This window comes from Bizionia saleffrena (assembly GCF_008086175.1).
Lineage (GTDB): Bacteria > Bacteroidota > Bacteroidia > Flavobacteriales > Flavobacteriaceae > Bizionia > Bizionia saleffrena.
Genome location: NZ_VSKM01000002.1, coordinates 229,663 through 256,583 on the forward strand (window position 1 = coordinate 229,663; position 26,921 = coordinate 256,583).

The 26,921-nt window shown below is 34.8% G+C and carries 21 protein-coding genes; 7 read left to right on the forward strand and 14 right to left on the reverse strand.

Going from position 1 to position 26,921, the window contains the following annotated elements; translation table 11 throughout:
• Positions 1-114 precede the first annotated feature (114 nt).
• From ES676_RS02680 to ES676_RS02700, 5 genes are all read left to right on the forward strand, one after another.
• Positions 115-1,419, forward strand: coding sequence for an NAD(P)/FAD-dependent oxidoreductase (locus ES676_RS02680; protein ID WP_148368489.1), 1,305 nt, complete (start codon positions 115-117; stop codon positions 1,417-1,419).
• A gap of 11 nt (positions 1,420-1,430) precedes the next feature.
• On the forward strand, positions 1,431-3,017 hold the full coding sequence (locus tag ES676_RS02685; RefSeq protein WP_148368490.1) for a 4Fe-4S binding protein: 1,587 nt from the start codon (positions 1,431-1,433) through the stop codon (positions 3,015-3,017).
• A 45-nt stretch (positions 3,018-3,062) separates the two neighbouring features.
• Entirely contained in the window at positions 3,063-3,755 is a 693-nt protein-coding gene (locus tag ES676_RS02690) for a glycosyltransferase family 2 protein (RefSeq protein WP_148368491.1), read from the forward strand.
• Positions 3,752-5,242 carry a cellulose synthase family protein gene (locus ES676_RS02695; protein ID WP_148368492.1) on the forward strand — a complete coding sequence of 497 codons (1,491 nt, stop codon included), beginning with the start codon at positions 3,752-3,754 and terminating at the stop codon, positions 5,240-5,242. The genes ES676_RS02690 and ES676_RS02695 overlap by 4 nt, the downstream gene beginning before the upstream one ends.
• A gap of 129 nt (positions 5,243-5,371) precedes the next feature.
• Complete coding sequence (locus tag ES676_RS02700) at positions 5,372-6,739, forward strand: mannosyltransferase (RefSeq protein WP_148368493.1); 1,368 nt, start codon at positions 5,372-5,374, stop codon at positions 6,737-6,739.
• 63 nt (positions 6,740-6,802) lie between these two features.
• Here ES676_RS02700 and ES676_RS02705 read toward each other — a convergent pair whose 3' ends face one another.
• From ES676_RS02705 to mvaD, 10 genes are all read right to left on the reverse strand, one after another.
• Positions 6,803-7,180 carry a hypothetical protein gene (locus ES676_RS02705; protein ID WP_148368494.1) on the reverse strand — a complete coding sequence of 126 codons (378 nt, stop codon included), beginning with the start codon at positions 7,178-7,180 and terminating at the stop codon, positions 6,803-6,805.
• Between the two features lie 259 nt (positions 7,181-7,439).
• Entirely contained in the window at positions 7,440-7,988 is a 549-nt protein-coding gene (locus ES676_RS02710; RefSeq protein ID WP_246130282.1) for an RMD1 family protein, read from the reverse strand.
• Between the two features lie 167 nt (positions 7,989-8,155).
• Positions 8,156-8,479, reverse strand: a complete 324-nt coding sequence (locus ES676_RS02715; protein ID WP_148368495.1) for a hypothetical protein — start codon at positions 8,477-8,479, stop codon at positions 8,156-8,158.
• A 2-nt stretch (positions 8,480-8,481) separates the two neighbouring features.
• Complete coding sequence (locus tag ES676_RS02720) at positions 8,482-9,456, reverse strand: deoxyhypusine synthase family protein (RefSeq protein WP_148368496.1); 975 nt, start codon at positions 9,454-9,456, stop codon at positions 8,482-8,484.
• The gene (gene speB / locus ES676_RS02725) at positions 9,446-10,384 is read right to left on the reverse strand and encodes an agmatinase (RefSeq protein ID WP_148368497.1); all 939 of its coding nucleotides are present in this window, start codon (positions 10,382-10,384) and stop codon (positions 9,446-9,448) included. The genes ES676_RS02720 and speB overlap by 11 nt, the downstream gene beginning before the upstream one ends.
• Entirely contained in the window at positions 10,374-11,771 is a 1,398-nt protein-coding gene (locus ES676_RS02730) for a type III PLP-dependent enzyme domain-containing protein (protein ID WP_148368498.1), read from the reverse strand. The genes speB and ES676_RS02730 overlap by 11 nt, the downstream gene beginning before the upstream one ends.
• A 461-nt stretch (positions 11,772-12,232) precedes the next feature.
• On the reverse strand, positions 12,233-13,129 hold the full coding sequence (locus ES676_RS02735; protein ID WP_148368499.1) for a pseudouridine synthase: 897 nt from the start codon (positions 13,127-13,129) through the stop codon (positions 12,233-12,235).
• Between the two features lie 63 nt (positions 13,130-13,192).
• Entirely contained in the window at positions 13,193-14,098 is a 906-nt protein-coding gene (locus tag ES676_RS02740) for a geranylgeranylglycerol-phosphate geranylgeranyltransferase (RefSeq protein WP_148368500.1), read from the reverse strand.
• 9 nt (positions 14,099-14,107) lie between these two features.
• On the reverse strand, positions 14,108-15,037 hold the full coding sequence (locus ES676_RS02745) for a mevalonate kinase family protein (RefSeq protein ID WP_148368501.1): 930 nt from the start codon (positions 15,035-15,037) through the stop codon (positions 14,108-14,110).
• A gap of 29 nt (positions 15,038-15,066) precedes the next feature.
• Positions 15,067-16,149, reverse strand: coding sequence for a diphosphomevalonate decarboxylase (gene mvaD, locus ES676_RS02750; RefSeq protein ID WP_148368502.1), 1,083 nt, complete (start codon positions 16,147-16,149; stop codon positions 15,067-15,069).
• Positions 16,150-16,378: 229 nt separating this feature from the next.
• Between mvaD and ES676_RS02755 the strand changes: the two genes are divergently transcribed.
• A complete protein-coding gene (locus ES676_RS02755; protein WP_148368503.1) occupies positions 16,379-16,933 on the forward strand; it encodes a TetR/AcrR family transcriptional regulator in 555 nt (184 codons plus the stop codon).
• Positions 16,934-17,277: 344 nt separating this feature from the next.
• Here ES676_RS02755 and ES676_RS02760 read toward each other — a convergent pair whose 3' ends face one another.
• The 3 genes from ES676_RS02760 to ES676_RS02770 all read right to left on the reverse strand — a co-directional run bounded on the left by ES676_RS02760 (position 17,278) and on the right by ES676_RS02770 (position 23,064).
• Complete coding sequence (locus ES676_RS02760; protein ID WP_148368504.1) at positions 17,278-18,483, reverse strand: BaiN/RdsA family NAD(P)/FAD-dependent oxidoreductase; 1,206 nt, start codon at positions 18,481-18,483, stop codon at positions 17,278-17,280.
• Positions 18,480-19,166: a glycerophosphodiester phosphodiesterase gene (locus tag ES676_RS02765; RefSeq protein WP_148368505.1), complete on the reverse strand. Its 687-nt coding sequence runs from the start codon at positions 19,164-19,166 to the stop codon at positions 18,480-18,482. Before ES676_RS02765 ends, ES676_RS02760 begins: the two co-directional genes overlap by 4 nt.
• Positions 19,167-19,353: 187 nt before the next feature.
• Positions 19,354-23,064, reverse strand: coding sequence for a metallophosphoesterase (locus tag ES676_RS02770; protein ID WP_148368506.1), 3,711 nt, complete (start codon positions 23,062-23,064; stop codon positions 19,354-19,356).
• A gap of 55 nt (positions 23,065-23,119) precedes the next feature.
• Here ES676_RS02770 and ES676_RS02775 point away from each other — a divergent pair, with 55 nt between their 5' ends.
• The gene (locus tag ES676_RS02775) at positions 23,120-24,391 is read left to right on the forward strand and encodes a Pycsar system effector family protein (RefSeq protein ID WP_148368507.1); all 1,272 of its coding nucleotides are present in this window, start codon (positions 23,120-23,122) and stop codon (positions 24,389-24,391) included.
• On the opposite strand, the gene ES676_RS02780 is transcribed toward ES676_RS02775, so the two are convergent.
• On the reverse strand, positions 24,388-26,772 hold the full coding sequence (locus ES676_RS02780; RefSeq protein WP_148368508.1) for a GAF domain-containing protein: 2,385 nt from the start codon (positions 26,770-26,772) through the stop codon (positions 24,388-24,390). The two genes, ES676_RS02775 and ES676_RS02780, sit on opposite strands and share 4 nt — an antisense overlap.
• Positions 26,773-26,921 lie beyond the last annotated feature (149 nt).

Here is a 26,921-nt window from a genome sequence, read left to right on the forward strand (position 1 = left end):
TCACAAAAAAATCTTAGCTATCTTTCCACGACTTAGAGAAAACATTCAAAAAAAGTATATTTCTGAGTTAGGTTTAGCTCCTTCATTACGACTCATCGTAAACAAAAGAAAATTATGGAACACATTGTAATTATTGGTAACGGAATTTCTGGCGTTACTGCAGCTAGACATATTAGAAAACTGTCTGACAAAAAAATTACAATCGTTTCTTCCGAATCCGATTATTTTTTCTCTCGAACCGCCTTAATGTATATTTATATGGGCCATATGAAGTTTGAGCATACCCAACCCTACGAAAATCACTTTTGGAAAAAAAACAAAATAGAGTTAAAAAAAGCTCTAGTAAAAACTATTGAAACAGACTCGAAAACCCTTCATTTTGAGAATAATGAAACGCTTACTTACGATCGATTAATACTTGCTACAGGCAGTAAACCCAATAAATTTGGGTGGCCAGGACAAGATTTAAAAGGGGTGCAAGGTTTATATAGTAAACAAGATTTAGACACCCTCGAAGAAATGGCGCCAGATAATAAAGCGTGCCAGCGTGCCGTAATTGTGGGGGGCGGTTTAATTGGTATTGAATTAGCCGAAATGCTTAACACGCGGCAAATTCCTGTCACTTTTCTGGTTAGAGAAACAAGCTTTTGGAACGGCGTTTTACCAGTAGGCGAAAGTGAAATGATTAATAGGCACATTAAAAGCCATCACATCGATTTAAGGCTTGGCACCAATTTAAAAGCCATCACTGATGATGGTAACGGCCGTGTTAAATCTATAATTATAGAGGGAACCGGCGAAGAAATACCGTGCACTGTTGTTGGACTCACAGCCGGCGTAACACCAAATATAGATTTTATTAAACCGTCTAATATTGAAACTGATAAAGGCATACTCGTTAACCGAAATTTAGAAACTAATATTGACGGCATTTATGCTATTGGCGATTGCGCACAACAGCGCAAAGCGATTGGTTTACGAAGACCTATTGAGGCCGTTTGGTATACTGGAAGAATGATGGGCGAAGTTTTAGCACAAACCATTTGCGGTAAAACAATGGCTTACAACCCGGGGCATTGGTTTAATTCTGCGAAATTTTTGGATATAGAATACCAAACGTATGGCTGGGTGAATAGTGATAAAAATAAACCTGACTACGAGAACCATTTCCATTGGAAACACAACGATGATACTAAATGTATAACGGTATCTTACCATAAAGAGACTCAAGAATTTCTGGGCATAAACACGTTTGGAATACGTATGAAACACGAGGTTTTCGATCGCTGGCTCACCGAAAAAAGAGCTATTGATTATGTAATTCACCATTTACACGACGCTAATTTTGATCCTGAATTCTTCAAAAGATTCGAAAAAGAAATCTTAAAAATGTTTCAGAACAAATTCCAAAACGCCTAACACATAGCTTTATGAGTAGTAAAATAGACCAAAACTTATCTTTAGCAAATTCAAAACAGCTATCCACCCAACAAAAATTAGCTTCCGGTATTGGTATCCTTGGGCTTTTTATTCTCGTTTTAGCCATGTTTAATGTCAACTTCCCTAATCGCGCTATTACATTAACTCTAGCGTTAGGTCTTATGGCAACCGGTGCCATTTGGTTTGCAAACAATGCGTATTTAACAAAAAGTAAAGGCATTAAAAATGATGGCGTTTACTTTAAATCGATATCCTCGCGCGGATTGGTAGGTTGGATAACAGGTATTGCATTGACGTCGTTCTATATTGTTTTATATTTTAAACCCGTGTGGTTAGGTTTGGGTGTTGACGGCGCTTCAAACACCGGTTTGGTGGCACTTTTCGATCCATTAAGTAAATTATTAAGTGGTAACCCAGCGAGTCAATGGTTTGTTTACGGTACGCTTTACACCTTAGCCATTTTAATATTTGGCTATAAATTTCTTTTAAAGTATCGCCATAATAAATACGAACAATTGCGCACCGGATCGGTAATGTTTTTTCAACTGGCTTTTGCCTTTTTAATTCCAGAATTTATGGCGCGACTAAATTCTGATACTTTTTCGCTTCCCTATTACGATTTAAAAAACATCTGGCCGCTTAACTATTATAATTTTGAGCAGTATCGTGTCGATAATTTAATAAGTGCCGGAGATGTTGGTGTTGGCTTACTAATTTTCGGCCTTGTTTCTATTTTTGTAATCACTCCTATTTTAACTTATAAATACGGCAAACGCTGGTATTGCTCTTGGGTTTGTGGTTGTGGCGGATTAGCAGAAACAGCGGGCGATTCTTTTAGACAGTTAAGTGACAAAAGCACGTTCGCCTGGAAAGTGGAACGTTGGGTAGTACATAGTGTTCTCGTCTTTGTGGTGTTAATGACCACCGCTGTGGTCTATTCCTATTTGGGTGATGATTCCAGTAGATATTGGCTAACAAAAAATGTCTTTTTATATAGTGTCGCCGGCCTACTAACTTTGGTTTTTGCCAGTGTAATGCTCTTTAAACATAAAGAATTAGGCAAGGACGCAAAACTTGGTGCTATTGGTTATTTTGCTATTATTATCACACTGATTGCAATGCATCAATTTGGAATGCGTCTGTTCTATTTTGAAGCTGAAACATTGCGTTCTTCCTATGGATTTTTAATCGGTTCTATTTTTTCTGGGGTTATTGGCACAGGCTTCTATCCTATCTTTGGTAATCGTGTGTGGTGCCGTTTTGGGTGCCCAATGGCGGCTATTTTAGGGTTTCAACAGCGCTTATTCTCAAAATTTAGAATTACCACTAATGGCGGACAATGTATTTCTTGTGGTAATTGTTCTACGTATTGCGAAATGGGAATAGATGTTAGGGCCTACGCGCAAAAAGGAGAAAATATTGTGCGTTCAAGTTGTGTTGGTTGCGGTGTTTGCAGTGCTGTTTGTCCGCGTGGCGTTCTAAAATTAGAAAACGATTCTATGGAAGGCCGTATCAATCCTAAGACCATTTTATTAGGTAACGATGTGGATTTAATGGATTTATTAAATCAGAAATAAAATCTTAAAAACAATTGTACTTTTGCAATCCCTAATTAAAATTAAATGACCAATATAAAAGTCATCATTCCTGCTTTTAACGAGCAAGATTCGATAGCACATGTTATTAACGATATCCCGAAAACGGTGAGCGAAGTGATTGTTGTAAATAACAACTCTACAGACCAAACGGTGTTTAATGCAGAGCAAGCTGGGGCAACCGTGTTAACCGAAACCAACAAAGGCTACGGTTACGCGTGCTTAAAAGGAATGGACTATATTGCAAAGCAAGAGCAACAGCCCGATATTATCGTTTTTATGGATGGGGATTACAGCGATTACCCCGAAGAACTTATCAAACTCGTGGCACCTATTATTAATGACAATATAGATTTTGTTGTTGGTGCTCGTGTAAAAACACATAGAGAACCTAATGCAATGACTCCTCAGCAAGTTTTTGGTAATTGGCTTGCCACCAGTTTAATGTCATTGTTTTTTGGAGCTACGTTTACCGACTTGGGACCATTTAGAGCAATTAAATACACTAAACTTCTCGCTTTAAATATGGAAGATAAGACGTATGGTTGGACCGTAGAAATGCAACTTAAAGTACTAAAACAAAAGTTATCTTATATAGAGATACCGGTGCGTTACAAAGAACGTATTGGCACTTCTAAAGTATCAGGAACCTTAAAAGGAACCATTCTTGCTGGTTATAAAATACTCGGTTGGATTTTTAAATACAGTTTAAAAAAATGATAGTAAACATAATAATTATTGTTATTTATTCTATCGCTTTGCTACTTATTTTTATGTATGCCTTGGCGCAACTCAACCTATTATTCAATTACATTTCTGCGAAAAAGAAGCAAACCAAGAGTCCCAAATTAAACCTCTCTAATCCTGACGAAGTTCCTTTTGTTACCATACAATTACCCGTGTTTAATGAGTTGTATGTTATGGAACGTTTATTGAAAAACATAGCGTTAATCGACTACCCTAAAGACAAATTAGAAATACAAGTTTTAGACGACTCGACCGATGAAACGGTGGCATCCACAGCCCTTAGAATACAAATATTAAAAGATCAAGGTTTAGATATTTCACATATTACGCGAACGAGTAGACACGGTTTTAAGGCAGGTGCTTTAAAAGAAGGTTTAACAATAGCCAAAGGTGAATTAATTGCCATTTTCGATGCCGATTTCCTTCCGAAAAAAGATTGGTTAAAACGGACTATTCCCTATTTTAAAGACGCAGATATTGGCGTGGTGCAAACCCGCTGGGCACACCTTAATCGCAACTATTCCATTTTAACAAAAATTCAAGCCTTTGCTTTAGATGCGCATTTCACCTTAGAACAAGTGGGTAGAAACAGCAAAGGTCATTTTATTAATTTTAATGGAACCGCTGGTGTATGGCGTAAAACCTGCATTATAGATGCCGGGAATTGGGAAGGCGACACCCTAACCGAAGACCTTGATTTAAGTTACAGAGCGCAACTAAAAAACTGGAAATTCAAATATTTAGAAAACGTAGAAACGCTTGCCGAATTACCCGTAGTTATTAGTGCTGCGCGATCACAACAATTTCGATGGAATAAAGGCGGCGCGGAGAACTTTAGAAAAATGATGTGGAAAGTTTTAAAAAGTAAAAACATATCTTCAAAAACGAAACTTCACGGTCTACTCCATTTATTAAATAGCACGATGTTTTTAAACGTCTTTATTGTGGCTGTTTTAAGCATCCCGATGCTGTATATTAAAAACGAATACGAACACCTAAAACCCTATTTTTATGTGATGAGCTTTTTTGTAGTAAGTACCATCATCTTTTTTGTATGCTATTGGGTAATGTACAAAAACACGTATGGCAAGAGCTTTAAAAACTTTATACAATATACCGTCTTATTTTTCACGTTTTTCTCGATAGCTATGGGGTTTTCATTACATAATTCTATAGCTGTAATCGAAGGCCATTTGGGAAAAAGAAGCGACTTTGTGCGTACTCCAAAATTTAATATTAGCACGATAACAGAGACTTGGAAAGGCAACAAATACCTTAAAAAGAACCTCTCCGTTAATATCATTTTCGAGGGATTATTGATGCTGTATTTCGCTTTTGGAATGTATAGCGCCTTCGTGGTTGGAGATGGAGTTGGAGATTTTGGATTATTTCCTTTTCATTTAATGCTGTTTTTAGGATTTGGTTTTGTATTTTTTAAATCCCTAATATCTAAAGTTTAACCTAAAAGCACAAAAAACTAAGAGTAAAAAAAAGTCTATTTTGGGCGTTACCTAAAGGTCGCGCTTGCACTACTCGCTTCCCGATTACTATCGGGAGAGCTCAAACACACCGCTTAATCACTAACGCTTATGTTTCAGGATTTAAAATTACACGAGTATAAAATCCCAATTTTATTTATAGTAATAAGTACACTTTTCTATTCTACTTTCGCGTATAGTTTAGAGCGATCAGATTACTTAAAGCTCTTTACGCTCTATTCTGCTTTATTTGTGCTCTTTTATAAGTTAACCCAAATAAGTAAACGCCATTTTAAACTGTTAGTAATCGCCGCGATTGCCTTCCGTGTTATTTTTATCATTGCCATCCCCAACTTATCACAAGATTTTTATCGATTTATTTGGGATGGCCGGATGCTATTGGGCGGTTTAAACCCTTATCTATATACCCCAGAATCATTTGTAAGCATCGAGAAATTTCCTGTGGCGCAAGCGCAAGAACTTATGGCCGGAATGGGTGCTCTAAGCGCCAGCCATTTCACTAACTACCCGCCTATAAATCAGTTATGTTTTGCTATTGCGGCCCTGTTTTCTGGTAAAAGCATTTTGGGCTCGGTAGTTGTACTGAGGATACTAATAATAGCGGCAGACATAGGCGCCTTGTATTTTGGTGTTAAGCTACTAAAACGTCTTAAAATACCTATTAGTAACATCTTCTGGTATATTTTAAATCCTTTTATAATAATAGAATTAACTGGTAATTTGCATTTTGAAGGTATTATGGTTTTTTTCTTGGTATGGAGTTTATACCTATTGCATAAAAACCATTGGAAATTTGCTGCCGTTGTGATAGCCTTATCCATTTCAGTTAAATTAATGCCCCTATTATTTTTGCCTTTATTTTTTAAATGGTTTAATACCAATGAACAGTTCACTAAATTAAGTTTTTGGAAACTAATGAGTTTTTATAGTATAATTGGAGGTGTCATAGCTCTTATTTTTGTTCCTTTTTTATCTGTGGAGTTTATCTCAAATTATTCTAAAACAGTAGGGCTTTGGTTTAATAATTTTGAATTTAATGCCAGTATCTATTATTTATTTAGAGAGATTGGGTATTGGTACTCTGGTTATAATCAAATTGCTGTAATAGGGAAGCTTTTACCGGTTCTCGTATTTAGTTATGTACTGTATCTGGCTTTATTCAAAAAAAATAAATCGTTTAAAAACTTTATAAAAACGATGCTTTTTGCATTTACCGCGTACTTATTTTTAAGTACTACTGTGCATCCCTGGTATTTAACAACACTCTTATTTTTAAGTATTTTTACTAATTACAAATTTCCTTTAGTATGGAGTTTTGTTATTATCTTTAGCTATATGGCTTACGCGTCTCCTACAACTAGTGAGAATTTATGGTTAATCGGTCTGGAATATGGGGTCGTATTTTGTGCCATCCTCTGGGAGGTTTCGGCCAAAAAGAGACATATTCTTTTTAATTAAGAACAGCTTAAAATAAAGACAGATTGACTTTCGCAAATCTGTCTTTATCGCCTATATAAAAAATTAAAGCGCTTTTAAAGCTGTAATGGTTTTGGTTTCCAATCCCTCTTCATCCCCGTTTTCATCTAAAACAGTTTCGTAATCCACAGTATAAAAAACCTCAAAAGATTTCCCCACTAAAGCCTGCGATTCTAAATCGAATATGTTTAAAACGGCTTCATCAACTTTTTGAAATGTTAGCGTTCTTTCATCTCCGTCGCCATTAACAACAATAAAATTATACCCATACTCCTCGTGTCCATCGAAATCGCCTTTTACAGAATTAGTATCTTGAACACGCACTTCGTTTAAAACAAGGCTCTGTTTGTAAGTGGCAAAACTTGTTAATCCAAAAAAAGAAAGACCTAAAACTGCAAATAATAAAATGTGTTTTGTTTTCATAATTGATACATATTTAAAAGATTAAAATAAATATCGGATAGCGATTCTACCTTAAGTTCCGACAGACTTAAAACCATTTCAATCCCAGAAACAGCTGGTAAGTTAAGACTAACTATATATACGTTGTAATAATTTTTTTAGATTACATCACTTTTGTAATAAACATATCGAATACTTCAATAACGATTAGGATGATAATAATCCATGCTAATCGGCTACTTTCTTTCTGATCCAAAATGTCTTTAAAGCGTTCCAAATTTTATTTTATAATCTCAATACGATCATAAATTAAACGGTAGCGGTCTTTTAAATCAAACACTTGCTTCAAGCCCTGATTTAACTTATTTAAATCTTCATTATCCCAAGTTATATCTGGTAAATCGAAGCTATATAAGTTTTCAGAAATTTTATTTTTGATATTGAGCATTCTTCCAATAAAGCGTTTTAGCGTATTGCCAGAAATAAGGAGTTTTCCTTTTCTTTCTAAATACGAGGTGTGCGCATCTGTTTCAATTAACAAGTCTTCGGTAATCTGTGAATAGCGGTCTAGAGCCACCGTTTGCGAAATATTAAGCATTACTAAACCAATCATTTCTTTCTTTAGTTGCGGCAAAAATAAGTGATGGTAGGTCACCATCATTTTATTTGGCGTGATAAAAACGGCTATGCGTTCTTGTAGTTTATCGGCAATAGGGGTGTTATAAAATCGTTGTAAAGTTCGAAAAATAGTTTCAATCTCTTCCGTTTTGAAATTAAAAAAACGAACCATACCGTAATGAAACATATAAACATAAGCAGCGCGAGACACTGTGTAGAATAATTCGTCACTATCTTAAAAAAGCAACTGCCACGACAGCTGCTTTTTACGCTCTTTAATATTGATAGTGTTTGCTACTTGATAAGCAACAACAGTGTGCATTTTAAAATGTAAACATACGTTTCGCGGTCTTTAACTATTAATGATTTAGAAACGGACTACTCAAAGTCGTCTTCTGACTCCTCAATTATTTCAGGGTCTTGTACAGCTTCTGGATCGTTATCATCGAAGTCTTCATAATCATCCTCATCATAATTCTCCATAGTTTTAACAAGTTTAGTACTTACTTTAACTAGGTATTTTGTGTCTTCGGTAGTTACCTCTACGGCTTCAACTAATTCATTTTTAGCATTTTTAAACGAAATGATATGATCTTCGTCGTAACCATAAGGATACTTCTCTACTAATAAAGCTAAAATCTCTGGAGTTAGCTTTTTAAAGTCGACTATAACGCGTTTCAAATTGTCTCTTTTCTTTTCCATAATTACATATCTAATAAGTAGGCAAATATAAGAGGTGCGACAATTGTGGCATCACTTTCTATTATAAATTTTGGAGTATTAATATCTAATTTACCCCACGTTATTTTTTCGTTTGGAACGGCTCCAGAGTACGAACCGTAGCTTGTTGTCGAGTCACTAATCTGACAGAAATAACTCCAAAATGGTGTTTCTGGGCGCTCCATATCTTGGTATAACATTGGTACCACACAAATAGGAAAATCGCCTGCAATTCCTCCTCCAATTTGGAAGAAGCCAATCCCTTTTTGAGAATTGTTGGTGTACCACTCTGCGAGAAAAGTCATATACTCAATTCCAGATTTCACTGTACTTGCTTTTAACTCTCCTTTTAAAACGTAGCTTGCAAAAATATTCCCCATTGTACTATCTTCCCATCCTGGGCAAATAATAGGTAAATTTTTCTCGGCTGCAGCATACATCCAAGAGTCCTTTAAATCGATTTCGTAGTACTCTTCTAAAACGCCAGATAACAACATTTTATACATATACTCGTGCGGTAAGTAACGCTCTCCTTTAGCTTCGGCGTCTTTCCAGATTTTTACAATATGTTTTTGTAAACGTCTAAACGCTTCTTCTTCTGGAATACAAGTATCGGTAACACGGTTTAATCCTTTTTCTAATAAATCCCACTCGTCTTGAGGGGTTAAATCTCTATAATTTGGCACACGTTTGTAATGTGAGTGCGCAACCAAATTCATTATATCTTCTTCAAGATTTGCTCCAGTACAAGAAATAATTTGCACTTTATCTTGTCGAATCATTTCTGCAAAACTTTTACCTAATTCTGCAGTACTCATTGCGCCAGCTAGAGAAACTAGCATTTTTGCACCAGATGCTAACTGCGCTTCATACCCTTTTGCGGCATCTACTAAAGCGGCCGCATTAAAGTGTAAATAGTGTTTTTCTATAAATTGTGATATTGGTCCTTTAGTACTCATCGTCTTCGTTAAATTTTGAAGGATTATTTTTAGATTTTACTGTTTCGAATTGACTGTCATGAAAGTCGTCTAAATCATCATTTTGAAACTTATAACTTAGCATCTTATAATATAATTTTGCGGCTAAGAAATCTGAAGATTTCTCATTCTGATTAGGGCATAATTCTACAATATCGAAACCGACAACATTTTTCTCTTCGAACACTTGTTTTAAGAATTCTAACGTTTCGTACCATAATAAACCGCCTGGTTCTGGGGTTCCTGTACTTGGCATAATTGAAGGATCGAAAGCATCAAGATCGAAAGTAATAAACACATTCTCCGTCATTTGATCGATAGCCGATTCCATCCACGAATCGTTAATGGCCATTTCGTGCGCAAAGTATGTTTTTTCTTTGTCCATTACTGTGGTCTCAATATAATCCATAGAACGAATACCCACTTGAATTAAATTGGTAGTCTGACTGGCTTCATACACCGCACAGGCGTGATTGCAAGTGGAGCCTTCGTAGGTTTTACGCAAATCTGTATGGGCATCGATATGCAACACTGTTAAACTGTTATAAAAGTCTTTAAAGGCACGAATAGTACCAATAGATACAGAGTGCTCTCCGCCAAAAATAGTAACAAACTTATTTTTCTTTAAGTATTTTTTAGTTGCTTCGTGTACCGCTTCAACCATCGCTTCTGGCGAACTGTTTACCGTTACTGGTTTAGCAAGAAAAATGCCTTGTTTATAGACCTCAGTTTGCGTTTCTATGTCGTATAACTCCATATTTGCCGAAGCATCTAAAAAAGCTTCAGGACCTTTATCTGCTCCTTTTTGCCAAGTACTCGTCCCATCGTAGGGCACTGGTATTAAGACAATTTTTGCTGTTTCTAATTTTGAAAATTCTTCTGGAATTCCAGCATAAGTTTTACTTTGCATAACCTAAAATTTTAAGTAAGTCTTCACTTTTTTGTTGTTCACTAAATAACGATGTTGTAATGTTTCCATCGTCGTCTCTATCTATTAAAATGTGTTTTGGTGAAGGAATTAAACAGTGTTGTAATCCGCCAAAACCGCCTATAGATTCTTGGTAAGCTCCCGTATTAAAGAAGCCAATATATAATGGTTTTTCTTTATTGTATTTTGGTAAATAAATAGCATTCATATGTTGCTCGCTATTGTAATAATCGTCGCTATCGCAAGTTAAACCTCCTAGCAGAACGCGCTCGTAACCTTGATCCCAGCGATTAATAGGCAACATAATAAAACGTTTGTTAATTGCCCAAGTATCTGGAAGCGTGGTAATAAAAGAAGAATTAATCATATTCCATTTCTCTCTATCATTTTGCTGCTTTTGGTACAATACCTCGTAAATGGCACCACCGCTTTCACCTACAGTAAAACTACCAAACTCTGTAAATATATTGGGCACTTTAACCCCTTCTTCTGCACAAGTTAGCTTAATTTGGTTTAAAATTTCATCAATCATATACTCATAATCAAAGTCGAAGGCTAACGAGTTTTTAATAGGGAAACCACCACCAATATTTAAGCTATCTAAACTCGGACAAATCTTTTTAAGACTGGTGTACACTTTTAAACATTTCTGCAATTCGTTCCAATAATACGCGTTATCTCGTATTCCTGTATTAATAAAAAAGTGAAGCATTTTTAATTTCACTTTTTTATTGCCTTTAATCTGTTTATTGTAAAACGGAACAATATTTTTGTAACCTATCCCCAAACGCGACGTGTAAAACTCGAATTTCGGCTCTTCTTCCGAAGCAATACGGATACCAATATTATAGTTTCCTGTTACTTCTTGAGAAAGTAATTCGATTTCCTCGTAATTATCTATAATAGGAATGCAGTTTTTTTGTCCGCCGTTTATTAATCGCGCAATGTTAGTTACATATTGAGCCCTTTTAAACCCGTTACTAATAACAAATGTTTCGTCTGTAATTTTACCTTCCGCTTTAAGATTCTCGACAATATCAATATCGAAAGCCGAAGAGGTTTCTATATGTATATCGTTTTTAAGCGCCTCGTTTAAAACGTGTTTAAAGTGAGAGCTCTTTGTACAGTAACAATAGCTATATTTCCCTTTATACTCATTTTTTTCTATCGCATCGGCAAACCATTTTTTTGCCCGCTTAATATTAGTCGAGATTTGGGGTAAATAAGTGAATTTTAATGGCGTTCCATACTGTTCTACAAGTTCCATTAAATCAATATCGTGAAAACTAAGTTTGCTGTCGCTTAACGTAAATTCGTCCTGTGGAAAATCGAAGGTTTGACTTATTAAATCAATATATTTCGTGTTCATTAATTTTTTTTAAAAAATAGTTGAATTAGTTGTGTTGTGAGTTATAAAAGTATGACAATGAAGCTTCAATAAAAAGCAGAATGAGATCAAATTTTAATTTTATTTTCTGTAACAGGTACAAACGCATAATTGTGCTGGGGCGCAACAATAGAGATATGGGCAGAAGTTAGCTTTAGAATTCGGTTACTTAAACGATAAGCTGCTTTTGAATATGACTTCCTAATTTTCAAAAGCCCGAACATAGAAATACGATTCAATTTATTCAGCTAGATGCTATACAAAAGAAATACATTTTTTTCAAAAAAGAACATTTAACCATAACTTTTTTAAAAAAATTTGATCTCTGCAATATTCTATTAATCAGCTTATTAAATCAACAACTCTAAAATTAAAACTAAAATTATATCACAAAAAAAACCACAACGTTATGTTGTGGCTTTTTAGTGTATTATGCAAGAGTTTTACATCATCTTTAATGTATTTATTTCTTGTATTGTTAAGTGTTTCCAGTGACCTCTAGGAATATCTTTTTTAGTTAAATGTGCAATTTGAACACAATCAATTCTAACAATCTCATATTTTAAGCTATCGAAAATAGTATGTAAAATAGTATTTCCGGTATTTTTAATTTTTATACCAATTTCGTTTTTGTTTTTATTATCTACATAATCAACTTCTTCAACTGAAACTAATTTCCCCTCGACTTTAAAACCTTCTCTAATTTTTTTTAGATCCTCTAATTTTAGGGGCTTATCTAATTCAACTTGAAATAAACGTTCCACTCCTTTATTAGAGTTTGTAAAGCGACTCATAACGACATCATCGTTAGTAAATAACAATAACCCAGTAGAGTTTCGCCCTAAACGCCCAATAGGCTTTACGCGCGAAGCTGTTGCATTGGCTACTAAATCCATAACTGTACGCCCTTTATTCTCACTTACTGTCGTAGCAAACCCCTTAGGCTTGTTAAGTAACACGTAAGCTTTTGGCTCTGGGTTAATTCGCGCACCATCGTAACGCACTTCGTCGTCTAATTGCACTTTGTACCCCATTTCGATTACTACTTTTCCGTTTACCGAAACCAGTCCCGTAGAGATATGCATATCGGCCTCACGACGCGAGCATACTCCAGAATTTGCTATATATTTATTTAATCTAATTTCGCTAGGATTAGATGCTTTTTTTGATGGCGCTTTCGATGCCGCTTTAGGCGTTGGTTTAGCCGCTGTTTTTGACACTGGTTTAGTCGATGCTTTCTTATTTAAAGGGGCCTTTCCTCTTGTAAAACTTTTAGATTTACTCGTATTACTTCCTCGACCTGAAGCCTTTCCTTTATCATTCCCACCTTGTTTACTCATCTTGTGTTTTTTTTGCAAAGATATATTTAATAATTTTGATAACAGATTTTAAGATCTGATTATTTAAAATAGTCTATTTAAGACTAAATCTACGTCAATTAACAAAATACTAATAACGCCAGCCACAATAATTAGCTTTAACACATTATGAAGTATCACGTATTGCTTCTTTGATTGCGATCGCCACAATAAAATAAGAAATATAATAAGTAGCATTAGGCACGCATTAAAGTAGAAATACATATACCCCACTTCAAACTTATAAACCAACAAATACCCTGGAAATAAGGTTACCAAAACCAAAAAGCTTATAATATATTTTGCGATTTTCTCTCCATATTTAACGGGTACAGTGTGGTAACCCAAAGCTAAATCGCCTTTTATATTTTCTAAGTCTTTCGTGACCTCTCTAATTAAAATAATTAAAAACAAAAAGGTAGCGTGAACAAAAATTACTGTATCGAAATTTTTATAGTAGGTAAAAATGGCGAAGAATGGTGTAATTGTTAATATTGCTGAAGTAAGATTACCAATTACCGGCATCTTTTTAAGCTTATGAGAATAGAACCAAATGGCAAAAATATAAATCGAGAAAAATAGTACAGCGCGAAAAGACACGTAACTTGCCATTATTATGGCCGAAAAATTGAGCACAAAATAAAAAGACAATTTTGTATTTTGACTGACTAACTTATCTAACAGTGTTTTGTTAGGCTTATTAATTAAATCTTTTTCTGAATCGTAGAAGTTGTTTATAATATAACCACCAGCAATTACAGCCGAAGAGGCTAAAACCAACATTAATAAATTAACATCGAATAAAACAGTTTTTACGGGTATATTATGTGCAAAAATATACACTGATGCTAAGTACTGCGCTAAGACAACAATTAAAATATTATAACCACGAACAACAGAAAAAAGGCTGAAAAACTTAATTATAATGTGTTTATGCTTACGAGAAAACATACCGTAAATTTAGAAGTTATAAACCACTTCTAACTTGTAGTCTTTAAGTGCATTTTTTGCTTTTTGGATGTCTTCGGTAAAGCCTAAAATATAACCGCCACCGCCAGAACCACACAATTTCAAGTAGTAGTCATTGGTATCCAATCCCTTTTTCCAAAGGGCGTGAAATTGCTTAGGAATCATAGGTTTAAAATGGTTTAACACCACTTTAGAGAGTTGTTTTGTATTAGAAAACAAGGACTTGATATCGCCATTTAAAAAATCGTCTACACACGCATCGGTATGTTTTATAAACTGATTTTTTAACATATTACGAAACCCTTCTTGTTTCATGCTTTCCATAAAAATACTAACCATTGGCGCTGTTTCTCCAATAACACCACTATCTATTAAAAAGACCGCACCTTTACCAGACGTACTTTGTGTAGGAATACCAGTCGCTTCTATATTATCTTTAGAATTGATAAGTATTGGTAAGCTTAAGTAACTATTTAACGGGTCTAATCCTGAAGATTTTCCGTGGAAAAAAGATTCCATTTCCGAAAAGACCGTTTTCAAAATCAATAATTTTTCTCGAGTTAAATTCTCAAGAACTGTAATCTTTTTAATCGCATATTTATCATAAATAGCGGCCACTAGTGCACCACTACTTCCCACACCATAGCCTTGTGGAATAGACGAATCAAAATACATTCCTGCTTCAATATCGGCATTTAAAGCTTCAATTTCAAAAACCACTAATTCTGCATCAAGAGTAGAAAGATACGCTGCAAAACGTTTCAAATTTTTATTTGAAAGCAGTGCAACTTCAGACGTATTATGATCTGTTTTTAGCGCGCCATTATAAAAATTATAAGGTATTGACAGTCCTTTCGAATCTTTAATGATTCCGTATTCTCCGAAAAGAAGGATTTTTGAGTAAAAAAGAGGTCCTTTCATATGCTAACTAAAGATTTGGTATAGTGAATTTACAATTGTTTTGCACCAAATCCTATTTGGTCACAAATATAATGACCATTTTGACAATAAGCAACTAACTCTTTGTTAATGAATTCGTTAATTTTCACGGCCTCGTTCTCAGGGAAGAGTACGTGCACATTCGCTCCTGCATCCAAAGTAAAACCTATATTAAGGCCAGTTTCTGCTCTAAATTCCCAAATTTTATTAATAATTTCTAACGTATTCGGTTTCATCAAAATAAAGTAAGGTGTACTCGCCATCATCATAGCGTGCAGCGTTAAGGCTTCACTTTCCATTAAGGCTATAAACGCTTTTAAGTCTCCAGATTTTAAAATAGTTTTCATTGTTGTTATATTCTCCACCGCTTGTTTAAATCGGTTTTGAGCGAATGGATGATTGTGCATTAAGTTATGCCCAACCGTACTACTTACTTGTTTTTCACCTTTATCTACCAATAGAATCGTGTCGTGATAATTTTTAAATACAGAATGCACCTCCTCGGTATATTTTACGCCAAAAAGATCGGAACTTCCCTCAATTTCAGAATGTTGTCCCCAAACAACTATATCGCCCTCAATACTTCGGCAAGCACTACCAGAGCCTAAACGTGCTAAAAAAGAGGCTTTTTTATTACAATACGTTGTCGTTATCTTCGGGTTTAATAATTTCTCAACACTCATTAAGCATAACGCTAAGGCACTCATTCCTGAGGCAGAAGAAGCAATACCAGAACTATGCGGGAATGTATTTGACGTATTAATAATAAAATGATACTGTTTTAAAAACGGCACATAATCCTTAATACGTTTAAAAAACGTTTCAATTTTTGGTTTAAACGCCTCATTTTTTTCGCCTTCAAAAAACACCTCAAAAGAAAATGAGTCGTGAGTACCGTTTCTCGGTTCGAAAACAAGCTCAGTTTCGGTTTTACACGCCTCTAAAGTGAAGCTAATAGACGGATTTTCGGGTATTTGATTTTCCTTTTTACCCCAATATTTTACTAACGCAATATTACTTGGTGAGGCCCACGTCACTTTTCCTTTTTTTAAAATGGTTGGGCTATAATTGGAAATAAAATTTAATTCTATCATTAAAAAACGTTTTTGCAAATATAGTTTTTAATTCTATTTAATAATTTAGTACATTGCCTAAATAATTAAGGCTGACTTAGCTTTTACGCTATAAATAGTATAAATTTCTAATTCTCTTATCTGCGTTTTAAGTCCTTTTAATTGATAACAAATAGTTTACTAACTAGTTTACGAATCTCTCCTTAAGATTCGCACCCTCTTTTCTAGTTACGTTTTAAAAACCACTTTAATGGATAAAAAACAAAGAATTATTCTCACAATGTTAGAACTCGTTGTGGATCAAGGCGTACACGCCACACCAATGTCGCAAGTGGCTAGGGAAGCCAATGTTGCCGTAGGAACAATCTATCATTATTTTAAAAATAAAAATGAAATTATCGAAGAAATCTACTCGATGATTTGTAGGGATTTTGGTGTCGTACTAATAGCAAATATGCCTGATGAAGATTTTAAAAAGCAATACGAAGCGATATGGTTAAATATGTTTTATTACTTTACAGAAAACCCCCTTGCTTTTGAATTTATGGAACACGTAGCAGTGCCACCAATTATAACTCCGGAAATACGACTGAAAAACGTACAGCATTTTGTAAATATTAGAGATTTTATGCTTTCTGGTATTTTACAAAAAAAACTAAAAGACGTGCCTTTACGTTTAATAGTTCAGATGGCGTTTGGCACCGTCATTTCTGCGGCGCGTTTAAAATTTAAAAAGGAATTACCAATGTCGGATATTCAAGTGCGCGAGGCGCTAAAGATGTCTTGGGATTGTATTAAAATTTAAAGAAGTGCTAATAAAAAAAGAGACAACTATTCACAGCTCTAAAACAGCTCTTTTCAATAGGTAATTTATCTGCAGGGGTTTCTCTTATTATGGATGTAAAGGCGTAACTTGTTTTAACCATTATAGCAACATCCAAACCATAACCACTTAAAATAGCTTATTTAACAACTGCAGCAATGGTGCTTATTGCGCCTAGTGAACGTTCAAAAACAAGATTTTCATACTGTGTTAGCGACATACATTTTACATCCTAATTTTTCAATAGTACACCACCAATCGGCTCTATTTTTTTTAAACTTTCAAACATTTATCCTCGAAGTTAGGCAATACGCTTTTTTATAACGCTACAAGTTTTGAGCTAAAATATAGGCCCCCGTCCAAGCATTCTGAAAATTAAACCCGCCAGTAACCGCATCTATATTTAAAATCTCCCCCGAAAAGTAAAGATTAGGATGTAATTTACTTTCGTAGGTTTTAAAATCTATTTCTTTTAAATTTAAACCACCAGCGGTTACAAACTCCTCTTTAAACGTGCTTTTTCCGTCTACCATAAATTCAGCTTCGGTTAATTGATTCGTTAAAGCTTCTAATTGTTGTTTGTTTAAATCTGCCCAACGCATAACTTCGGTAATATCAGCCGCTAAAACTAACTGATACCAAAGACGTTTTGGCAAATCAAACTGAGGGAATTTATAGACTGTTTTTCTATTAAGCTCCTTTTTTATGGCTTTTAAACTCGCCATACAATCGGGAGAACTCTTACCAATAAAATTAATAGAGATAGCAAACTTATAGTCCATTTTTGCTAGTTCTAAAGCACCATAAGCAGACAATTTTAAAATAGAAGGCGCGCTCATTCCCCAATGGGTAATTAACAAAGGCCCACTAGACGCTAACGCGGTATTTTGCACCGTAATCTCTACATTTTTCACAACAACACCAGGGATGTTTTTTATCCGTTCGTCTTTAATATTAAACGTAAATAAAGACGGTACGGGAGCAGCCACGGTATGCCCTAAATATTCGAGAACTTTCCATATTTTAGGGTTACTACCCGTTGCTAAAACCACTTTCTTACAATGGTAAACGTCGTTTTTGGTTTGTATTTCCCAACCATTCTCGAGGGGCTTAAGGGTCGTTACAGGTTGATTTTTTAAGACCTCAACACCGTACTTTTCGACGTCATTTAAAAAACAATCGATTATGGTCTGTGAAGAATCGGAAACGGGAAACATTCTACCATCGTCTTCAATTTTAAGTTCTACACCTCGTTTTTCAAACCATTCTATCGTATCCCCTGTCATAAAAGTATGAAAAGGGCCTAACAGTTCTTTTTCACCTCTGGGATAATTTAAAACTAATTCTTGCGGAATAAATTCGGCGTGCGTGACATTACAACGACCACCACCAGAAATTTTAACCTTGGTTAGCACGTCTTTTCCACGCTCTAAAACGGCTATTTTTAAATGCGGATTTTTCTCTGCTGCATTTATCGCTGTAAAAAAACCAGCGGCTCCACCACCTACTATAATAATATCTTTTTCAATCATAATCTATCTGGAAAATCTCCTATAATACCATTTACTTTGTACAATTTCATTCGCGCTATCGATTCGGGTTCATTAACCGTCCATGTATTAATGGTGTAGCCTTCACCCTGCACTCGTTTTACATTATCCCTAGACAACAATGTAAAATTGGGATGTATAATTTTTGCTCCGACGGTGTTTGCAAACTCAATAGCTTCGTCTAAATTAGCTTTGGTTAAAACAGCAAGCGGAATCTTTTTATCTAATTCTGAAACGGTCTCTAATTCGTGTTTTTGAAAACTAGACACGATAAAATGTGAATAGCTCCAGTTATATTCGTGTATATATTTTTGAATGACACGAACCGTTTCGGCTGCAGTATTTTTACCTTTTAACTCAATATTGACGATACATTTTTTATCGATAACATCTAACACTTCAGTTAAACTGGAAATATAATGTTTGTCGAAAACAACCACCGATTGTAACTGTTTTAAAGTGCATTTTGAAACCTCTCCAGTAGCATTCGTATTTCTATCTAAAGTAAAATCGTGAAACACAATTAACTCACCCGAAGCGCACAAATGCACATCGAGTTCTATACCATCTACATTGCATTCTAATGCTTTTTTAAATGACGCTATGGTGTTTTCGGCAAGATAACCAGCAGCACCACGATGCCCGATTTTTAATAGTTTTGACATAATACATCCAAATTAATTGTAGGATTCTAGGTTTTTCAAAGTTAAAACTATAATAACAGTTAGATTAATAAAATGATAAAAGTTATAAGTAACACCATTTTCAACTCTTATTTTTAAAGTATAAAAAAACCGCTTTATCATTCCGTAAGAATAATAAAGAGGTTTTAAAGGCTACGATTTTTTGTTTTTAGAAGGCGATACCAAATCCAAATGAGAAGCGTAAGCCTTCTTCACTATTAAAGAAGTTGAAAGTACCCTGAACAGAATCTGCTGCAGACACCCAAAAACCACCGCCGTAATCGTTATGCCATTTATCTGAAATGTCGTTTTTAAGCCATACACGCCCCATATCTCCACCTACAAACACTCCCAATTGCAACGGTAAGGTGTTTGTTCTAAAAGAGTTGAAACTGTAACGCAAATCGGCACTACCAACTAACGAATTTTTACCCGTAAAACGCTCGGCTCTATACCCTCTTAACCCGTTTTTACTACCAATATTTGACGCTTGGTAAAACACGAGGTCGTCACCAAAACGCAGTTGTGATCGCACATCTGTTTTTAAAACTAATTTTCTGTTTTGTGAAATAGAATTATAAAACCCTAAGTCGGTGTTTAAGTACCCATACGTGTATTTTGTGTTATCTGGTTCGGTTTTAATACCTGAATTAATATTAAAAGTCATCCCACGTGTTGGTGTAATTTTATTATCGAAACTGGCATAATTATAGTTTCCTTCAAGCCCAGTAAAATAACGTCTTTCGTAGAACTCTCCAGTAGCGTCTTGCGGCATAAGAGCATCAATAAATCGATTTGATGACGTCCCGATCTCAACACCTTCAGCAATTAAATGCACGCCATAATCACTACCAAAACTCCCTCTTCTAAGCACACCAACGCTGACTTTATATATACTTTTCCTTACGCGGTTGTAATCCAAATCAAGATCATCGTCTAGATTCTCTGTTTCGTTTCCGTATCCAAAAAAGTTATTTGTAAAATTCTCGGAAGTTAATTGTCCTCCCACGTGTAAATTCCACTCCCCAAACACATTAGCATACTCACCCTCATAGTCTAAACTAAAGCCGCTAGTGGCAAAGAAATAACCACCATAAAAACGGTGCTGTTGCGCGTAGGGATTGCGTTGAAAACCTTTAACGGTGTACACATCCGAAATACCCAATAACACGCCGTCATCTGGGTTATACCCTACGTTTGGTGTAATGGTATTATTGCGGACGATATTTTTATTAAAATCGAATAAATTATTATTATAAATATCTGTAAAATTTATACGCGCCCCATTATTTTCTTCAATAGTATTAGGTTTCGATTTGTGGTCGTAAACACGCACGCGACTTCCATTTTTAATTTTGTAGACATCATTGTTTTGTCCGCCAATGATGCGTATAGGAATCAAATTATTTGCTTTTCCCGTCACTTCGAAAACATCATCATCGTCCAAACCATAAATCCATAATTCTTTCGTAATATTTTTATTAAAGGTTCTATCCAGTATTACTTCGCCCTTTTCACCACCAATAATTCTCGAAACTTTTACGTTTGTTTCTTTATTTCCACTTCTGGTGATTTCGAAATAATCATCTTTATCCGTTCCAGAAATAATAACCAATTCGTTTAAATAATCGGAATAACGTTCGGCAATATCTATAATATTATCCCGTCTTCCTTTTAAGTGCTTTTGCACGTCTAGCAACGTAGAGTCTCTAGCTTCTTCTGGAATATTTGTAAAAGCTTTGTCTATAACAGCGTCAGTAATATTTTCCTTAAGAAACTGTGCTTGCTTAATCCAAACGTCTCTATTTGATTGTTGAATAAGTACTTTATCGAGTTTAATTCCTGCGCTATTCATCCATTTGATATCTTTTAACTCCGAATCATACACTTGTAGCTGGCGTGAAGCGCCCGATAAAAAACGAACAATATCGAGCAATGCTCCGTCGAAATTTGAAAACACTTGATCTCTATCCCTAGGAATAGGTTTAAACACTTTATCACCATTTTCTTGATCGAACTGTGCCCAACGCCATTGGTCTTGGTGCCGGTCCCAATCTCCAATTAGCATATCGAATAAACGCGCTCTAATAAAGGCATTTTCGTCTATTTTATACTTTTCATCTTCCCTTACTTTTTCAATAATATCGTGAGTACTTTCAATATCGTCTGCATATCCAAAGTTACGTTCGTGGGTATAATTTTTTTCCGGACGTTCTTCAATCATATACAATTCACCACCATAATTGGTATTGTAATCACCCATGTATTTATGTTTCGGAATAAAAAACACTTTAGGGTTGGTATGGTAAATTTTTGCCGCATCAGATAAATCTGGAACTACCAAAAAGGCATACGGGTGTGCCGCAGTATAAAAGTCGAGTACTAGGTTCTCTACCTTTGTTTTCTCGAATTCATTGGCTACATACGTTTCTTTAAATAATACCGTTTGTAAATACTGCGTTGCACTTTTTCTTAACGCACGCATATTTAATTGGCGACCATCTTTAGTTTCTAACCGTAAAGATCGTGTTTGGTGCCCTCCACCAGCTCTTACAATATTTAATCCGCCATAAAGCGTATCTAAAGTGGCTACTGGAAACGCTACTTTTGTACTGTATAATTTTCTATATCTATCGCCCAAGACGGCTTTATACAACCCCGTCTTCTCAGTCTCGTCTGTAGAATACACCGATGTTTTAACGGTTTGAGGAAAAGTATCTGGCAAGGTTTCAACATCAAAAACAGCTCTTGATTTTGGTAACACTTCTTTATTAAATAATCCTACAGGCGCGCCGTTTTCTTCTTTATAGAAAGAAACCCAAACACTACCGTCTTTGTAAACCGTAAGCTTTGCAAATCCTTCTCTACCGTAAGAAAAAAGGCCATTATTACCCAATGCCACAGTTGATGCTTTCGAGCCTGCCCCAGAAACCACTTGTTTAATGCCCTCATTTTCTATGTATTGTAAATTGTGCTCGTGACCCGAAGCAAAAACAATATTATTATACTCTAAAGCCATTGTTTCAATTCTATTCATTAGCTCGTTATAACGTTCGTTAAAACGGTCTTGAATAGACACTCCTCCTTGGGTGCGCACCTGAGTTATTAACGAGGATAAAATGGGTAAAGGAAAATTACTTTGTGTAGGAAACAAATGCTTTCTAGCGCCGTAGTAGCCCCCGTGAATACCATTGGTATACATAGGGTGGTGCATTGCAAAAACAACCCGTTTATTTTGTGCTTTTTTAAGTTCGCCTTCTAACTCTTGAAAGAAACGTTCTCTAGTTTTTATCTCGCACTCGTCGTTAATAGTTGGATTCCGATTCCAGTTTTCTAAGTACCATTGCGTATCTATAACAATAAGTTGCACGTCTTCGTTAACCTCTATACTCTCCAACGGACAACCATTTTCCGGTTGAAAAGCATCTTTTCCGACGCTCTTTTCCACATACTTTTCTTCTTTTTTTAACCCCGCAACTCCACCGGCATACCAATCGTGATTTCCAGGAATAAAAATTTTAGTGCCTTTAAAATCCTCAATCGCTTTTGCCTGTGCATTTATAGCATTTTCGGCATTTTCTTCTTTGTATTTTTTTGTTTGGTCGAAACCATCTGGGTAAATATTATCGCCTAAAAACAAAACGTAATCGTCTTTAGTGTCTTTATTCTCTATCTGTTTTTTAAAAGCTTGTAGCCCAAGAGACATTCCGCCAATTGGAGATTTACCTGCATCACCAATAAGATAAAAAGCATTTTGAATTTCTTTACTAGGAAGTTGGACGTTTTTATTTTCGTCGTTTTTATATTTCACCTTTAAAGTAGCACAACCCGAAAGAACCGCTAAAGAGAGAAATGTTAGAATAAAGTTATTTTTTACCATATTATATTTTTAGTTTTCTTTTTTTAGTACTTTGGTTCAAATTTAATAATTATATATGTCGACACTAATTGAAAATACAGAAAAATTTGTATTAGAACTTTTTAAAAAAGAACTACCAAATACTTTTGTTTATCATAATTTCTCACATACGCATCGTGTCTTTAAAAGTACGAAAGAAATAATTGAAAATTCTGAAATAAATGTTAAGGACACCGAGATTTTAAAGCTTGCAGCCTTACTACATGACTGTGGCTACACAAAAACACGTGAAGGGCACGAAGAAGAAAGCGTTAAAATAGCGACCAATTATCTAAAATCTCAAGATGTCGATAGCGAAACTATTGAAGCCGTTAGCAAGTGCATAATGGCCACTAAATTTAAAGATTCTCCAAAAACAAAATTAGAAGAGATAATAAGAGATGCCGATGCTTCTCATTTTGGAAAAGATTATTTTCAAGAGGCTAGCGAATTTTTAAGAAAAGAACTCGAATTACAAAACGTAAAAAAATATACCCCTAGCGAATGGCTTGATGAAAATATAGAGGTGCTTTCTAAAAATCACCGGTATTATTCGGATTATGCTATAAGAAATTGGGCGCCTAAAAAGAATAAAAATCTAATTGATTTATTAGAAGCAAAAAACAAAAAAAAGCGCAAAGCAGACAAAGAAAAACTAAAAGCTAAATATAAAGCACAATTTAAAAATGAAAGTCCGGAGCGTGGTATACAAACGTTTTATCGCGTAGCTTTAAGAAACCATATTAAATTAAGTGATATTGCTGATACAAAAGCCAATATATTACTTTCGGTAAATGCCATTATTATTTCGGTGGTATTGGCTAATTTAATTTCAAAATTAGACTCAAATCCCTACTTAACGATTCCCACCGTAATTTTTACCTTGTTTAGTGTAACGTCTATGATACTTTCTATTATTGCAACACGCCCCAATGTAACAAGTGGAGAGTTCACAAAAGAAGATGTTGAAAATCAAGATGTAAACCTCACCTTTTTCGGTAATTTTCATAAAATGGGATTGAAAGAATTTGAATGGGCCATCTCCGAATTACTTAAGGACAAAAATTATGTGTATACCTCACTGACTAAAGATTTATATTTCTTAGGAAAAGTCTTAGATAGAAAATACCGTTTACTGCGAATTACCTATACGGTATTTATGGTCGGCATTATTGTGTCGCTCATCGCTTTTGGCATTGCCGTACAAGGAAATCCGGGCAAACGCATTCAAGATGTTTTAAAACCAGAGCAAGGTTCGGCACTAATTATTTCTAAAGATTCTACAACTAAAAGTTACTATTGGAGTTAAGCTGAAATCTCTTTCATAAGATCGTCGTACGTATAAAATATTTTATCATTTGCAGTTGTAGTACTGTATAGAATATTTACACGTATGGCTTTTAAACCTGTAACGCCTTGTAAATCTTCGAGCTCTACTATTTCTAGTTCCGTATCTAAAATAGTCTTAGACTGTAAAAATTTTATATATTCTAAATACTCATGTTCTACATCTTTTGTAGAATATACAATGGTTAATTTACCTTTTTGGGTCGCACGAATGTCTGTGCCTTTTATATTTGCTTTATCCACTCGTTTTTTTACGACCTCGTAACGCGCATTGTACGTACCATCGACATCAAACTGGCGTTCATCGGCTCTAAAACGTATAGACAAGGGCTGATTAAATACTAAAACCATTGAAGCCACATCTAAGGCAATTGGATATTTATGTTTCTTATTGTAGAAGGCATTTTCCATTTCGCACATCACTTGCAACTGCCAAAGCCTTAAATTCTTTAAATAAATTTCGTTAAAAGAATCGGTTTTGGTAATGGATTCGCCAATATACATATTGTGTTCTACCCCATCCGTTTTAAAACGCTCAAAATAATGAGGATACATTTTTTGGGCTTCTACTTGCTTTTTATCGATAATAGAAGACATATTCTTATTAATTAGCATAACGGTATCATCGTAGCTTTTTCGGTAATAATAAATAAGCCCTAAGCCGTAATCTATTTTACTAAAATAATCGGCAACATCGTCCTTCAAACTCTCATTGTTTTTTAATTGAAAACGGAATAATGGCGCTATATCATTGTTAAAGAAATCAGTTACCTCTTGCTCTGTATCGACTTTAAAATTACTTTTTAATTGTTTTTTGTATCCCTTAACTTGAAATAGCAACTGTTTATAAATGGGAAGACTTTCTACGGCATTGGCTTTTTCAATTACATTCTTAACTAAAGTTAATTGAAGCGATAAATCTTTTTGTGTCGCCAAATTTCTAGCTCCAGACGAGCCTTTTACATCAATCTGGCCATACAAAGGATATACCTGTTTAAACCTTATGGTTTTAAAAACGGCGTTCTCTTTTTTTGCATAACCATCAATTATGAATTGTCTTGCCGCTTCTTCAAATTTCCATTGTACACTAGGGTGTATCCCTGTACATTCTCGCTGAATAATGGCTTGAATTAAATTTTCCTCATCTAACTTAGAGCGTTTTACCGCCGATAAAATAAACGGCATCACATCGATAAGTTTATTAGCCGAAATACTATTTAAAACCTTAGGCTCTGGTGAGACAAGCTCTAAAACCCCCAACAGTTCTTCGCCATCGGCGATGGGTGCGAAAATAGCACTTTTAATACCTTGAGATTTTAAACTTGAAATTTGCGGTGCTTTACCTTCAGATTTTTCGTAGGCAGCATCAACATCTGAAATTGAATAATAGGTCTTGTCTTTTAATAATGCATTGAATGAATGATGACAGAATATGGTTTCGCAATCTACCTTTTTATTAGATTTTAAAAGATAACTACTAACGCTAGAGTCGTACACTTGAGTTAAAAAGCCATCTTCTTTATTATATATTGAAAAGCCTACGTTTAGATTATTCATATTAAAAAGCAATCTGAAAATAGACTGAAAATCGCCCATAAAACTGTTGCTTCTTCTTTTATTGGCACCAATTAAAGTCGATTTAATATTCGAAATGGATTGGTCTTCCGTAACATCGAAAATATTAGAAATCACAAACCCTTTGAAGATGTAACTTTGTACGGGAAACTTTTCTTTCCAAAGCGAGATATCATCAAAATTATCAAGGAGTTCATCAAAATCGGTTTGAGTTAATGGTGGTGCGCTGTCTGTTTTTAGTATTTCAGCAAAATCGGCATTATATAAAATTTTATAAATTCTTAAAACTCCATTTCGATCAGGAATTTCGTAGTACAACGGACGTTTAAAATTAATCTCATAGTGATAATATATTTTTAAAATGATTACACACGCTAAAATATAATTGTCGTTTTCAGGGTTGTTTTTTACATTCAACTTAAAATCATCTCCGGCATCTTCAACAATTTTTTTAAATCGATTGGAGGCATTAAAAATAAAATTATGCATCGGTAAAGACGCTGTTTTTATCTCGTTATTTGTAAGCACTTCACTAAAAGATTCCTGAAGAATAACACGCACCTCTTTTTGATGTGTTTTTAGTAAGCTCACATCGGTAAAACCTTCTCTTAATATAGGATATGGTTGTTGTTTTCTTAAAACGCGTTTAGCGTTTTCAGCAATGTGATAGTCCTTACTTTCTGCTAATTCTTCATAATGTTCTAGCAATTTGTTAAAACTAATTTTTAACAAAAAAGGTAACGTTATATTGTCGTTTAAATCTTTCATCTAAAAGTAAAGTTACTACTATTTTAAGTATAATTTTTTATCAGCCCCATCTTGTTTAGAAAATTCAAGGGTATGCCTTTGTCGGAATTTGTTTAACACATAACACTAAGCTCCAAAAAACACGCTTAAAATCACGGTGTCGAACCTTC

Excerpts from the sequence above, each read along its gene's own strand:
- ES676_RS02680 (WP_148368489.1), top strand. The coding sequence starts at position 115 with ATGGAACACATTGTAATTATTGGTAACGGAATTTCTGGCGTTACTGCA.
- ES676_RS02685 (WP_148368490.1), top strand. The coding sequence starts at position 1,431 with ATGAGTAGTAAAATAGACCAAAACTTATCTTTAGCAAATTCAAAACAG.
- ES676_RS02690 (WP_148368491.1), top strand. The coding sequence starts at position 3,063 with ATGACCAATATAAAAGTCATCATTCCTGCTTTTAACGAGCAAGATTCG.
- ES676_RS02695 (WP_148368492.1), top strand. The coding sequence starts at position 3,752 with ATGATAGTAAACATAATAATTATTGTTATTTATTCTATCGCTTTGCTA.
- ES676_RS02700 (WP_148368493.1), top strand. The coding sequence starts at position 5,372 with ATGTTTCAGGATTTAAAATTACACGAGTATAAAATCCCAATTTTATTT.
- ES676_RS02705 (WP_148368494.1), bottom strand. The coding sequence starts at position 7,180 with ATGAAAACAAAACACATTTTATTATTTGCAGTTTTAGGTCTTTCTTTT.
- ES676_RS02715 (WP_148368495.1), bottom strand. The coding sequence starts at position 8,479 with ATGGAAAAGAAAAGAGACAATTTGAAACGCGTTATAGTCGACTTTAAA.
- ES676_RS02720 (WP_148368496.1), bottom strand. The coding sequence starts at position 9,456 with ATGAGTACTAAAGGACCAATATCACAATTTATAGAAAAACACTATTTA.
- speB (WP_148368497.1), bottom strand. The coding sequence starts at position 10,384 with ATGCAAAGTAAAACTTATGCTGGAATTCCAGAAGAATTTTCAAAATTA.
- ES676_RS02730 (WP_148368498.1), bottom strand. The coding sequence starts at position 11,771 with ATGAACACGAAATATATTGATTTAATAAGTCAAACCTTCGATTTTCCA.
- ES676_RS02735 (WP_148368499.1), bottom strand. The coding sequence starts at position 13,129 with ATGAGTAAACAAGGTGGGAATGATAAAGGAAAGGCTTCAGGTCGAGGA.
- ES676_RS02740 (WP_148368500.1), bottom strand. The coding sequence starts at position 14,098 with ATGTTTTCTCGTAAGCATAAACACATTATAATTAAGTTTTTCAGCCTT.
- ES676_RS02745 (WP_148368501.1), bottom strand. The coding sequence starts at position 15,037 with ATGAAAGGACCTCTTTTTTACTCAAAAATCCTTCTTTTCGGAGAATAC.
- mvaD (WP_148368502.1), bottom strand. The coding sequence starts at position 16,149 with ATGATAGAATTAAATTTTATTTCCAATTATAGCCCAACCATTTTAAAA.
- ES676_RS02755 (WP_148368503.1), top strand. The coding sequence starts at position 16,379 with ATGGATAAAAAACAAAGAATTATTCTCACAATGTTAGAACTCGTTGTG.
- ES676_RS02760 (WP_148368504.1), bottom strand. The coding sequence starts at position 18,483 with ATGATTGAAAAAGATATTATTATAGTAGGTGGTGGAGCCGCTGGTTTT.
- ES676_RS02765 (WP_148368505.1), bottom strand. The coding sequence starts at position 19,166 with ATGTCAAAACTATTAAAAATCGGGCATCGTGGTGCTGCTGGTTATCTT.
- ES676_RS02770 (WP_148368506.1), bottom strand. The coding sequence starts at position 23,064 with ATGGTAAAAAATAACTTTATTCTAACATTTCTCTCTTTAGCGGTTCTT.
- ES676_RS02775 (WP_148368507.1), top strand. The coding sequence starts at position 23,120 with ATGTCGACACTAATTGAAAATACAGAAAAATTTGTATTAGAACTTTTT.
- ES676_RS02780 (WP_148368508.1), bottom strand. The coding sequence starts at position 26,772 with ATGAAAGATTTAAACGACAATATAACGTTACCTTTTTTGTTAAAAATT.